At 37.1% G+C, this 12,463-nt stretch carries 10 protein-coding genes and 1 riboswitch; of the genes, 9 read left to right on the forward strand and 1 reads right to left on the reverse strand.

All coding sequences use genetic code 11. The features are described 5' to 3' along the window. The first annotated feature begins 23 nt into the window (after positions 1–23). Positions 24–1,175 carry a THUMP domain-containing class I SAM-dependent RNA methyltransferase gene (locus B9N79_RS15010; RefSeq protein ID WP_040058200.1) on the forward strand — a complete coding sequence of 384 codons (1,152 nt, stop codon included), beginning with the start codon at positions 24–26 and terminating at the stop codon, positions 1,173–1,175. 40 nt (positions 1,176–1,215) lie between these two features. Here the strand turns inward: B9N79_RS15010 and B9N79_RS15015 are convergent, their stop codons facing one another. After that, positions 1,216–2,199, reverse strand: coding sequence for a Gfo/Idh/MocA family protein (locus B9N79_RS15015; RefSeq protein ID WP_040058199.1), 984 nt, complete (start codon positions 2,197–2,199; stop codon positions 1,216–1,218). A gap of 132 nt (positions 2,200–2,331) precedes the next feature. On the opposite strand from B9N79_RS15015, the gene B9N79_RS15020 reads away from it, so the two are divergent. The 8 genes from B9N79_RS15020 (at position 2,332) to B9N79_RS15055 (ending at position 12,441) form a co-directional block, all read left to right on the forward strand. Next, entirely contained in the window at positions 2,332–2,523 is a 192-nt protein-coding gene (locus tag B9N79_RS15020) for a DUF3921 family protein (protein WP_019393131.1), read from the forward strand. A 78-nt stretch (positions 2,524–2,601) separates the two neighbouring features. After that, the gene (locus tag B9N79_RS15025) at positions 2,602–4,110 is read left to right on the forward strand and encodes a carboxypeptidase M32 (RefSeq protein ID WP_040058198.1); all 1,509 of its coding nucleotides are present in this window, start codon (positions 2,602–2,604) and stop codon (positions 4,108–4,110) included. Between the two features lie 138 nt (positions 4,111–4,248). Next, a riboswitch (purine riboswitch) is annotated at positions 4,249–4,351 on the forward strand. A 151-nt stretch (positions 4,352–4,502) separates the two neighbouring features. Further along, entirely contained in the window at positions 4,503–5,093 is a 591-nt protein-coding gene (locus B9N79_RS15030; protein ID WP_040058197.1) for a xanthine phosphoribosyltransferase, read from the forward strand. Next, complete coding sequence (locus tag B9N79_RS15035) at positions 5,090–6,394, forward strand: nucleobase:cation symporter-2 family protein (RefSeq protein ID WP_040058196.1); 1,305 nt, start codon at positions 5,090–5,092, stop codon at positions 6,392–6,394. Before B9N79_RS15030 ends, B9N79_RS15035 begins: the two co-directional genes overlap by 4 nt. A 129-nt stretch (positions 6,395–6,523) precedes the next feature. Then, a complete protein-coding gene (locus B9N79_RS15040) occupies positions 6,524–7,612 on the forward strand; it encodes a type III polyketide synthase (RefSeq protein WP_046216791.1) in 1,089 nt (362 codons plus the stop codon). A gap of 3 nt (positions 7,613–7,615) precedes the next feature. Then, positions 7,616–8,176 carry an isoprenylcysteine carboxyl methyltransferase family protein gene (locus tag B9N79_RS15045; RefSeq protein ID WP_019393136.1) on the forward strand — a complete coding sequence of 187 codons (561 nt, stop codon included), beginning with the start codon at positions 7,616–7,618 and terminating at the stop codon, positions 8,174–8,176. Positions 8,177–8,514: 338 nt separating this feature from the next. Continuing rightward, entirely contained in the window at positions 8,515–12,150 is a 3,636-nt protein-coding gene (locus tag B9N79_RS15050; RefSeq protein ID WP_048896722.1) for a dynamin family protein, read from the forward strand. A gap of 30 nt (positions 12,151–12,180) precedes the next feature. Then, positions 12,181–12,441: a YpbS family protein gene (locus tag B9N79_RS15055; protein WP_019393139.1), complete on the forward strand. Its 261-nt coding sequence runs from the start codon at positions 12,181–12,183 to the stop codon at positions 12,439–12,441. Positions 12,442–12,463 lie beyond the last annotated feature (22 nt).

The following is a 12,463-nucleotide window of genomic DNA, read 5'->3' on the forward strand; positions in this document are numbered from 1 at the left end:
TGAACATAATGAGGATGTGAACAATGAAAAAGCAATATACGCTAATTGCAACGGCTGCAATGGGAATTGAAGCAATCGTTGGTAAAGAAGTACAAGAATTAGGATATGAAGCAAACGTAAAAAACGGTCAAGTTGTTTTTAAAGGAGACGAGCTAGCTATCGCTCGTTCAAACCTTTGGCTTCGAACAGCGGATCGTGTGAAAATTAAAGTTGGTGAGTTTAAAGCAACAACATTTGATGAGCTCTTTGAAGGAACAAAAGCACTTGATTGGGGACGCTTTTTACCTGCTGATGCAAACTTTCCTGTGAGTGGAAAATCAGTAAAATCAAAGCTTTTTAGCGTTTCAGACTGTCAAGGTATTGTGAAAAAAGCCATTGTAGAGAAAGTGAAAAGCCATTATAGTGTAAGAAGCGGATGGCTTGAAGAAACAGGACCGCTCTTTAAAATTGAAGTTTCTCTTTTAAAAGATATTGCAACAATTACAATTGATACGTCAGGTGCTGGATTACATAAGCGCGGCTACAGAACAGGACAAGGGGAAGCTCCGTTAAAAGAGACGCTTGCAGCAGCTCTTATTAAACTTACAACATGGCATCCAGATCGTCCGTTCATTGATCCGTTCTGTGGGTCTGGCACAATTCCGATTGAAGCAGCTCTTATCGGTCAAAATATTGCTCCAGGTTTTAACCGTGAGTTTGACTCAGAGCAGTGGCCATGGATGTCACAGGAAGTATGGGATAAAGCACGCGAAGAAGCCGAAGATCTTGCAAACTATGATCAACCGCTTGATATTGCAGGATATGACATTAACCACAAAATGATTGATATTGCAAAAAATAATGCCATTGAAGCAGGTCTTGGAGATTTGGTTGAATTCAAGCAAATGCAGGCAAGTGACCTCACGTCAAACAAAGAATACGGAGTTATTGTGGCGAATCCTCCGTACGGTGAACGTATGCAAGAGCGCAAGCAAGTTGAACGTCTCTATGAAGAGATGGGTATATCTTTTAATAAACTTGATACATGGAGCGCATATATTATTACGTCACATAAAGGATTCGAACAGTTTTACGGAAAACAAGCAACAAAGAAACGCAAATTGTTTAATGGCTTTATTGAAACAAATTATTATCAATATTGGGGGCCGCGTCCACCGCGAAAGCCTCAATCATAAAATAAGGGTTGAAAAAGCAGTGCTTTTTCAACCCTTATTTTTATTGATCAGCCGGAAAAACAAGGCCAATTTGTTTTCTAATGTCTGTTAAAACTTTTGCTGTGATAAGTGAATTTTTATGGGAATTCACTTTTGACTCTAAATGCCCTTCCTTAATGAGCGTTAAGAATTCTTGGGTTTCAGCATACATTGCTTTTTCATTTTGCTCTACGCTAATATCTTCTTGTTCACCATTACGGTAATAAATGTGTGCTTTTTTCGGCGTATGAATTTCATCAATTACCATGTTTCCTTCTTCACCTTGAATTTCAGAAGGAAGAGAAGAATTGGTGATTTTAGAGTACGTAATAACAGCTTCCATATCTTCGTATGTAAGAATGATGCTTCCTTGTCCATCAACCCCTGAAGAAAGCATTGTTGCTTCTGCTTTTACGCTTTTTGGTTGCCCAAAGAGGACAACGAGAGGATAAAGGCAGTATACGCCAAGGTCCATAAGTGCGCCATTTGAAAACTTTGGATTAAATGCGTTTAAGACAGTTCCTTCTTTAAATGCATCATAGCGTGATGAGTACTGACAATAGTTCCCAACATAGCGGCGGACAGTCCCTAGTTTATGGACATTTTCTTTTATGTTTAGGAATGTTGGTAAAAGCGTTGCTTTCATAGCTTCCATAAATACTACTTTTTGTTCTTGAGCTGTTTTAATCATATTTTCTACTTCTGCTGCATTTGAAGCAAGGGGTTTTTCACATAAAACATGAATACCGTGCTTCATACAAAGAATAGCCTGGTCATGATGAAAAGAGTTTGGGCTTGCAATGTAAACTGCATCAATTTCATTGCTTTTTGCCATTTCTTCAATAGAAGTAAAGGTAAAAGAAGCACCTGTTTTATGAGCAAATTCGCGCGCTTTCTCTTCTGTTCTTGAATAGACAGACGTAAGAGAGAAATCATCGAGTTCTTTAGCTGCATCAATAAAACGCTCTGTTATCCAGTTGGTCCCAATAACGCCAAATCGTATCATTTTTGTTCCTCCTTCAACTTTCTATAGTAAGTATATCCTTTTATGAAAAAGACGACAATAAAAGAAGGCATAGAATGAGAATCCTTGAATATAGTAGAGGTATTCATGAAAAATATAAGGAGGAATGCTTGAATGAAAGAACGTATCAATTTTTCTCTCATCCAGCAAGCGTTGGAGAGAAGTTACAATGAGTTAAACGGAACAGGCGAAATGTCGGAGATTACAGCAACTGAGTTTGCGAATGCGAGAGAAGATTTACTTGCTGCTCAAAACTATGAAATGCTTGTTGGAAAACGATATTCCTATTATATCTCACATAAGTAAGTAGGGATGCTAAAATCAGCATCCTTTTTTTGTTTTATGATACGATAGGAATAAGTAACCAAAAGGAGTGTGCAGTGAATGGATATAAATAAACGAAAAGAGGAATTTCACGCATATGTTGAGAAAATGGGAGGATATGAAGAAGCTGTAAACGTAATGTATTGGGATATGCGAACAGGAGCTCCGAAAAAAGGAGTAAAGCAACGTTCTAACGTTTTGGCTATGCTCTCAAGCGATATTTTCTCAATGTCTATTTCAAATGAAATGGCGGGGTACATAAAGGATTTAGGAGACGAAGAAGTTAAAAAAGAGCTTGATGCTATTACGCTAAAAATGGTTGAAGAATGTAAAAAAGACTATGAGCAAAATCAAAAAATTCCAGAGCAAGAATATCGTGAATATGTAATGCTAACTTCTGAAGCAGGAAGCATCTGGGAAGAAGCAAAAGAGAAAAGTGACTTTTCTCTTTTCGAACCGTACTTGGAACAAATTGTAGCCTTTAATCAAAAGTTTGCAGAGTACTGGGGATATGAAGGGCATAAATATAACGCACTTCTCGATACATACGAACCAGGCGTTACAGTAGAAACGCTTGACCGTGTTTTTGGAGATTTAAAAGAAACGCTTTTAACTCTTTTACAAAAAGTCCAAAAAGCCGAGTCTCCTAAAACAGATTTTTTATATGAAGCATTTCCAAAGGAAAAACAAGAAGCATTTAGCTTAGAAATATTAAAAGAGCTTGATTATGATTTTGAAGCAGGCCGCCTTGATGAAACGGTTCATCCCTTTGCAATTGGACTTAATCCAGGAGATGTGAGAATTACAACCAAATATGATGAAAGTGACTTTCGCGTTGCTATTTTTGGAACCATTCATGAATGCGGACACGCCGTATATGAACAAAACATTTCAAAAGAGCTTGTTGGAACAAATCTTTGCACAGGAACGTCAATGGGAATTCATGAATCACAGTCTCTTTTTTATGAGCTTATGATTGGACGAACAAAAGCATTTTGGGAGCGTCATTATGAAGCATTGAAAGAACATGGAGGCTCTCAATTCCAAAAGGTCAATCTTGATGAGTTTTATCAAGCGGTAAATGAAGTAAAACCGTCACTTATCCGCATTGAAGCGGACGAATTAACGTATGTTCTTCACATTATTATCCGCTATGAAATTGAGAAAGCACTAATAAACGGAGAAATCGAAGTGAAAGACTTACCAACAATTTGGAATGACAAATATGAAGAATACCTAGGAGTTCGTCCAGCACACGATGGAGAAGGAGTGCTACAAGACGTACACTGGTCTGATGGAAGCTTTGGTTATTTTCCTTCTTATGCTCTTGGCTATATTTATGCAGCACAGCTAAAAAATGCACTTGTAAAAGATCTCCCAGACTTTGAAGAACGAATTCAACAAGGAAAAGTGACTGAGATAAGAGCATGGCTGACAAAACATATTCACCAATATGGAAAATTAAAAGATCCATTAGAATTATTAAAAGCAGCAACAGGAGAAGGATTAGAAGCTCGCTATTTAGTTGAACATTTAACAGAAAAATATAGCAAGCTTTATAATCTATAAAAGAGCAATAAAAAGAAAATTAAAATAATGACGAATATTCAAGCGTAAAACCTTTGTGAAAGTTCGACTTTTTTAAAATACCCTCTTTTCATAGGGAAGAATAGCTGTTATAATTCAACATATCATCTTAATAAAATAAGATTCATATGTATTGTAACTCATATAATTGCGAGAATATGGCTCGCTAAGTTTCTACCGGATTACCGTAAATAATTCGACTATGAGTAGGCAGCACGTTTTTTAATTTGCACAAAGGTTTTTTTAGGTTTCTTTGTGTAACGTCTAGAGAGTCATTATGAGCTCAGGACATCCGGTGCGCTACTCGCAAAAAAGAGAAGCGTTTATCGGAAGTTCTGGGCTCTTTTTTATTAACAGACTATGGAGGGTAACTCATGAAAGCTTTACAAGAAAAGATTGAAAAAGAAGGCGTTATTTTATCTGAAACAGTACTTAAAGTAAACTCATTTTTAAATCATCAAATTGACCCATTTCTTATGCAAGAAATCGGTAAGGAGTTTGCAAAGCGATTTCAGAAGGATGGAATTACTAAAATTTTAACGCTAGAATCTTCAGGTATCGCTCCATCAATGATGACAGCACTTGAACTGAACGTCCCGCTTGTTTTTGCTCGTAAAAAGAAATCATTAACATTAAATGAAGGTGTACTAACAGCGAAAGTTTATTCTTTTACGAAACAAGAAGAAAATGAGATTACCGTATCAGGAGAGTTTCTTCATAAAGATGACCGTGTACTTGTTATTGATGACTTTTTAGCAAATGGGCAAGCAGCACTTGGTTTAATTGATATTGTAAGAGAGGCAGGGGCAGAGTTTGTTGGCCTTGGCATTGTAATTGAAAAAGTATTTCAAAACGGTGGGCAAATGTTGCGTGAAAAAGGGATTCGAATTGAATCACTTGCACCAATTCGTTCACTTGAAAATGGCGAGGTTTCATTTGCTAAAGAGGAGGAGCTTGTTCGATGAATAACTGGAAAGTGTTCTCACTAGGCTTTCAACATGTTCTAGCGATGTACGGTGGAGCCGTTGTTGTACCCCTTATTGTCGGGGGAGCACTTGGATTAACAAGCGCTCAACTTACGTATCTTGTGGCTATTGATTTATTAATGTGTGGGGTTGCGACGCTTCTCCAAGTTTTACGAACAGGATATGTTGGAATTGGGTTACCGGTTGTCCTTGGGTGTACTTTTACAGCCGTCGGTCCAATGATTGCTATTGGCACTTCATACGGCATTCAGTCTATTTATGGTTCAATTCTTGTCGCAGGTCTTGTTGTTATTGTGATCGCCCAATTTTTCGGTAAGCTTGTGCGCTTTTTCCCTCCTGTTGTAACAGGATCTGTTGTTACGATTATCGGTATTACGCTTATTCCAACAGCCATGCAAAACCTTGGTGGTGGAGATGGAAGCAAAGATTTTGGTGCTCTTTCAAACATTGTATTAGGATTTGGTGTTTTACTTTTCATTCTTTGTATTTACCGTTTTGCAAAAGGGTTCCTTCGATCTGTTGCTATCTTGCTTGGTCTTGTTGGAGGAACTGTTGTCGCTTATTTCATGGGGAAAGTGGATTTATCAGCTGTGGCAGAAGCCTCTTGGTTCCATATGCCTCACTTCTTTTACTTTGGAGCTCCTGAATTTAATATAACAGCTATTATTACAATGGTTCTTGTTGCAATTGTAAGTCTTGTTGAGTCATCAGGAGTTTATTTTGCACTTGGCGACATTTGTAAAAAAGAAATTTCTGAGAAAGATCTTGCAAACGGATATCGTGCAGAAGGTCTTGCGATTCTTTTAGGAGGACTTTTCAATGCTTTTCCATACACAACTTATTCTCAGAACGTGGGAATTATCCAACTTTCAGGTATTAAGTCACGTAAAGTTATTTTCACAGCAAGCGGCATTCTAATTGTCCTTGGTTTTGCTCCAAAAATCGCAGCCTTTACAACAGTAATTCCAAACCCTGTTTTAGGGGGGGCGATGATTGCCATGTTCGGAACCGTAATTGCATACGGAATTAAAATGTTAAGTACTGTTGATTTTGCAGCTCAAGAAAACTTACTTGTTATCGCGTGTTCGGTAGGTATGGGTCTTGGTGTAACGGTTGTTCCAGATCTTTTTGCTAATTTACCGCAAAGTTTGCAAATCCTAACAAGCAATGGAATTGTAGCTGGAAGCCTTACAGCAATCGTATTAAATATTTTCTTTAATATTATTAAAGTTCGCAAAGCTCAAAATGTAAAAAGTTTGCATGAAGAGAGAGTTGTTTAACTAAGAAAAAACCCTAGCTTCTCTAGATAGAAGTTAGGTTTTTTTTTTTTTAGTTTAACAGGAATTTTTTGTATAAAAACAACCTTCTAGAAGAAAGATAAAAGTATTCTATGAAGGAGGTGGGTTCATTTGCCAAAAGTCATCTCAGTAGGGGTCGGTACACCACCTCATAAACTTTTACAAGAAGAAACACTCCGATTTGCACGAGAAATGTTTTCTTCTTCTTTCTCAGATATTGAGCGCCTTCTTAAAGTATTTCAAAATGGCGATATTAAAACCCGTTATTTCGCACAGCCGCTCGATTGGTACAAAGAAAATCATACCTTTGAAGAGAAAAATGAAGCTTTTATTCATAACGCCGTAGAGTTCGGAATAAATGCTATTAAAGAGTGTATAAGGGAAAATGAGTTTCTGGAAAAAACGGTGCCAGTAGAAGAAATTGATGCAATTTTTTTTATTTCAACAACAGGGCTTTCAACGCCGAGCATTGAAGCACGTATTATGAATAGGCTTCCTTTTTCTCCACATACAAAGCGCATACCTATTTGGGGGTTAGGCTGTGCTGGAGGAGCCTCAGGATTAGCGCGCGCATATGAGTATTGTCTTGCATATCCAAAAGCAAAGGTGCTCCTTTTATCTGTTGAGCTCTGCAGCTTAACATTTCAGCGTGACGATCAATCAAAAAGTAATCTTGTAGGAACGTCACTTTTTTCAGATGGTGTAGCATGTGTGCTTCTTACAGGAGATGAAGCAACAGGAATACATAGTAAGAAAAAAAGACTTCCTTCTATTAAGGGAGTAGAGTCAACACTTATGCCAAATTCCGAAGATGTGATGGGCTGGGATATCCGTAATAACGGGTTATATGTCGTTTTTTCAAGAGATATTCCTTCTATCGTTCGCTCGTGGCTTGGTGATCAAGTAAAAGGTTTTTTAAAGAAATATAGTCTTACTGAGCAGCATATCAAGCATTTTGTCGCTCATCCAGGTGGGAAAAAAGTATTAAAAGCATATCGAGAAACGCTGAACTTTAGTGAAGAAATGACCGAAATATCTTCTCATGTGCTTCAAAGTTTTGGAAATATGTCATCAGCAACTGTTCTTTATGTATTGAAAGAATTTTTACAAAAAGAAATAATTGAACAAGACTACGGAATTGTAACAGCACTAGGACCTGGGTTCAGCTCTGAGCTGCTTCTCCTGAAATGGGAGGTATAAACAATGTTTTTATTTCTTTTTCTTATTGTACAGCGTCTTGCTGAGCTCTTTGTAGCAAAGCGAAACGAGCGATGGATGAAGAAAAAGGGAGCAATTGAGCATGGCCAAGAACATTATCCACTTATGGTCGTTATTCATCTTCTATTTTTTGTTTCACTTGGTGGAGAAGCTTTTCTATGGAGGGAATTTCAAGGTCAGGTAATTGGTTTCCTTTTTATTTTATTTGTAGCTGTTCAAATTATTAGGGTTTGGGCTTTAGTTTCGCTTGGACGCTTTTGGAATACAAAAATTTTGATTTTAAAAGATGCAAACGTTGTATTAAAAGGGCCTTATAAGTACATTAAGCATCCGAATTACTTTGTTGTTACATGTGAATTCTTGCTAGTGCCGCTTATTTTTCATGCTTATGCAACTCTTGTTGTATTTTCGTTATTGAACCTGTGCATCTTATCTGTTCGAATCAGCGCTGAAGAAGAAGCATTAGAGAAGTGGACAGATTATGAAAGTGCTATGGAAAATAAAGGTCGCTTCTTCTTTTTTCGAAAAAGAGTGAATATTGATTAAAAAAGTAATTGAAAATGATTATCTTTAATGATACACTACTGATAAAGATTATCACTATCAATGTGAGGTGTTAACAATGTTAAGCATGATCATTGCAGGTGTTGTTGTAGCGTACGGTGCTGTAGCAACTTATATGTTAAAAGGTGTAAAGAAAGCACAGAAACAGATCCAATAAGAAAAAAGGCGAAGCAGATGCTCGTCTTTTTTTGTTTGTCCAAAAACTGTCTATTTTTCGTATAAATTTTCTGAAGAATCATTTAAAATGAAAGAAGGAAAGAGAAATAAAAGGGCAACTAGCCTACATAACGACAGTTTGATTTTACAAAAGGGGTATTGTGATGGTTATGGAAAAACAGCAGATTGAAAGATCTTTACAAAAAAAGTTAATGACAGCATACGCATTTTTTCAAGGACGAGAAGACAAAAGAAGAGTTGAGAAAATAAAAGATTTAGGAAGAAAGTTAGAAGAAAAAACATTTACCGTTGCATTTTGCGGTCATTTTTCAGCAGGTAAATCAACAATGATTAACAAGTTGATGAACCAGGAACTTTTGCCTTCAAGCCCGATCCCAACAAGTGCTAACTTAGTGAAAGTAGTGAAAGGTGCAGAACATGCAACAGTGTACTATAAACACGATGCTCCTGTTCGTTATACGGCTCCATATGACTTTGAAGCAATTAAACAATTTTGTAGAGATGGAGATGCGATTAAGGAGATTCATCTTTCAACAGAGAAGAGTACGCTTCCAGATCATGTTGAACTCATGGATACGCCTGGGATTGATTCAGCAGATGATGCCCACCGTGTTGCAACAGAATCTGCCCTTCACCTTGTTGATGTGATTTTTTACGTGACTGATTATAATCATGTGCAATCTGAAGTGAACTTTGATTTTGTTAAAAAGTTGCGTGAACAAGGAAAAACAGTTTATTTAATCGTTAATCAGATTGATAAACATCGGGAAGAAGAGCTCACGTTTGAGCAGTTTACTCATTCTGTTAAAACATCCTTTCAAAACTGGCGGGCAGAGCCAAACGGCATGTTTTTCACATCCTTAAAAAAAGAAGACCATGAAAGAAATGAGTTTGTTCTTGTAAAGCGAACACTCCAAACCATGTTTCAAGATTATGAAGAGCTTTTAAAGAACTCTGTGCAAAATACGCTACAAGCTTTAATAGAAGAATATATAAAAGAAGTGAGTGATGAGAAAGAAGAGGCAAAAGAAGAACTTTCTCTCGCGTTAGAAGAGATGGGAACAAGTGAAGCCCTTCCGTTTCGTAATATGATTCAAGAAACGAATGAAATGTTGCTGGAAAAAGAGCAAGAGCTTGCGGTATTTGAGGAAATGATTCGTAAAGAAATAAGTACGCTAGCTGAAAATGCGCAGCTTATTCCATATGAAGTAAGAGAGAAGGGGCGAGAATATTTAGAAAGTATTCAACCTCAGTTTAAAGTAGGTTTTCTTTTCTCGAAACAAAAAACAAAGGAAGTTCAAAAGCAGCGGCTTCATAATTTTGTAGAGGCTCTTAGAGAGAAAACAACAGCAGAGCTTGTTTGGCATATTACGCCCCTTCTTCATAAGCGGATGCGAGAAGAAGAGCTTTTTTCAGAGGAGCTTGTAGCAAAAATTGAAGGCTATGACATCGTGATTACAGAAGATGATATAAAAGGTATTGTAAAAAGCGACGTTGGCATAACAAATGAGTATATTTTAACGTATAGCAACGATGTCTCAACATTTATTAAAACAAAGGCTAAACAAAAAACATATCCTATTTTGTCCCAGCTAAAGCAAATGAAAGAAGAACAGCATAAGGAATGGCGAAATGGACAAGAAGAAAAACTTTTACAATATAAGAAGGCTGCAAAGCTCAAAGAGAGCGTTGGACATTTTCTAGATCGTAAGGAAGAAGATATTATCGAAGCAAGGCTTATTCAACGAGGCGAACGTTTTCAAGAAGAACCTGACTGGAGCCTGTTAATTCAACATGAGGAACATCCTGTTGTCAAAGAAGGGCTGAAAGCTTTTCAAGTTACGAAAGAAATGATGCCTGTTGAAGAGGAGATAACAGAGAGCCAAGAAAGTTATTCTATGGAGCAAACGATTGTTCATCTTGATAAAACAGTAGAAGCATTAGAGCCGTTTCCGCCGCTTGAGAAATTTATTCTTCCGTTGAAAAAGAAGATGGAAGCACTTGGTCAACATTCGTTTACAATTGCTCTTTTTGGAGCGTTTAGTGCAGGTAAATCGTCTTTTGCAAATGCTTTAATTGGTCAAAAACTGCTTCCTGTGTCACCAAATCCGACAACAGCGACAATTAATAAAATTTTGCCGCCAACAAAAGAACACAAACATGAGACAGTAAGAGTCCACGTAAAAAGTGAAAAAGAGATGTTTAGCGATATTTCCGCTTCCCTTCATATGTTTGGAATCAACCCGTCTTCTTTAGATGAAGCATTAGATAAGATTAAACAGTTAAAAATAACAGAGAAACTAGAAGGAAAAGAGCGTCTTCATTATTCGTTTTTGCAGGCGGTTGGTCGCGGCTATGAAGAGATGAAAAACCACTTTGATACTGTTTTAACGGTTTCGATTGAAGAATTTCCAAGCTATGTTGCAAATGAACAAAAATCTTGTTTTGTGGATGAAATTGAGCTTTATTATTCATGTGCTTTAACAGATATGGGGATAACGCTTGTTGATACACCTGGAGCTGATTCTATTAATGCCCGCCACACAGGCGTTGCTTTCCAATATGTAAAAGATGCTGATGCACTTCTTTTCGTTACGTACTATAATCATGCATTTTCTCGGGCTGATCGGGAATTTCTTATTCAGCTTGGTCGCGTTAAAGACATTTTTACGCTTGATAAAATGTTCTTTGTTATTAATGCAGCAGATTTAGCTCACGATGAGAATGAACTGCTTGACGTAAAGCGCTATGTTTATGAACAATTGCTTCAGTATGGAATTCGGAAGCCGCGCCTTTACCCACTTTCAAGTCATCGGGCATTAGAAAGCGGAGTAGAAGATGAGCAGTTTAATCAGTTTTGGACTTCTTTCTCTCACTTTATTAAAGAAGACTTAACAACAATGGTAACCGAATCAGCTTATGAAATTGTAGAGAGAGCGTACAAAGCGCTTCTTGATTTAAAAGAGCTTAGTCGGAAATCTAAGGAAGAAAAAAGAGAGCGACTTGCTCACATTGAAAAAGTAAAGCAAGCCCTTCATTTAACAGTTCAACAACTTAAGTTTGAAAGCGAGCAAAAACGAATTCGTCAAGAAACAGAAGAGCTTGTTCACTATGTAAAACAGAGAGTGATGATGAGGTACTATGACTTTTTTAAAGAGTCGTTTAATCCTTCTGTTTTAAAAGGAACCAAAAAGCAAGAACAAGAGAAGCTTCGAGGTTGTTTAAACGAGCTTCTTGAATTTCTTCAATTTGACTTTGTACAAGAAATTCAAGCAACAACACTAAGACTTGAAGCTTTTTCAAGTAAGCTTATTTATGGAGCGCATGAAGTTGTACTTCAGCGAATGAAGGAAATTCATGATTCATTTGCGCCTGCTCCAATTTCTATTCCAAAGGCTAAGGAAGTTAAGATTTATAAACCTTTCGAGCAGCAACATGACAGCTATGAAAAAGCCTTATCTCTTTATCGAAATGCGCGCACATTTTTCGAAGGAGACGAAAAGAAAAAAATGGTTGATGAATTGAAAAAGCCACTCTTAGAGGAAATGGATGAAGCAGGGATGAAGCAGACAGATTTCTTTAATCTCTACTATGCACAATGGATTAAAGACACGCTGTATTATTATCAGCATGAAATGAATACAAACGTTGAACAGCATATTTACAGACTTCAAAAAAGCTTAACAACTCCTGTTGATATAAGAGAAATTGAAAAGTCTGAAAAAGAACTAAGTGCGATTTTAACTCAAAGTCGCTATAATAAAGAAGACAAACAGTAAACAGCTAGAAGCATGTAGGAGGAATTAAGATTGAGCGTACACAAAGCCATTACAAAACACTCACAGTCACAGCATGAAAAGGTTAAAAAATTTGCTGAATTAGAAAGCATGAGAGAATTTGAAATTGATCAAGCTGTAAGCAAATGCAGAAATGGTGAAACATTTTCAGTTGATGCTATTAATGCGGTAACGAAAAGAATTAACGAGCTTGCGAAGAAAGGGATTGTGCCAACGCGTAAGTTAGTGACGAAAGAAATGGTAAAGGAATATGTTGAACGGCTAGAAAAGTAAAGCGAAAACTTGGCTGTTTTTT

This window comes from Priestia filamentosa (genome assembly GCF_900177535.1).
Classification (GTDB): domain Bacteria; phylum Bacillota; class Bacilli; order Bacillales; family Bacillaceae_H; genus Bacillus_I; species Bacillus_I filamentosa.

Bases quoted from the DNA above. Each gene is read 5' to 3' on its own strand.
- B9N79_RS15010 (WP_040058200.1), top strand. From the start codon at position 24: ATGAAAAAGCAATATACGCTAATTGCAACGGCTGCAATGGGAATTGAA.
- B9N79_RS15015 (WP_040058199.1), bottom strand. From the start codon at position 2,199: ATGATACGATTTGGCGTTATTGGGACCAACTGGATAACAGAGCGTTTT.
- B9N79_RS15020 (WP_019393131.1), top strand. From the start codon at position 2,332: ATGAAAGAACGTATCAATTTTTCTCTCATCCAGCAAGCGTTGGAGAGA.
- B9N79_RS15025 (WP_040058198.1), top strand. From the start codon at position 2,602: ATGGATATAAATAAACGAAAAGAGGAATTTCACGCATATGTTGAGAAA.
- B9N79_RS15030 (WP_040058197.1), top strand. From the start codon at position 4,503: ATGAAAGCTTTACAAGAAAAGATTGAAAAAGAAGGCGTTATTTTATCT.
- B9N79_RS15035 (WP_040058196.1), top strand. From the start codon at position 5,090: ATGAATAACTGGAAAGTGTTCTCACTAGGCTTTCAACATGTTCTAGCG.
- B9N79_RS15045 (WP_019393136.1), top strand. From the start codon at position 7,616: ATGTTTTTATTTCTTTTTCTTATTGTACAGCGTCTTGCTGAGCTCTTT.
- B9N79_RS15050 (WP_048896722.1), top strand. From the start codon at position 8,515: ATGGTTATGGAAAAACAGCAGATTGAAAGATCTTTACAAAAAAAGTTA.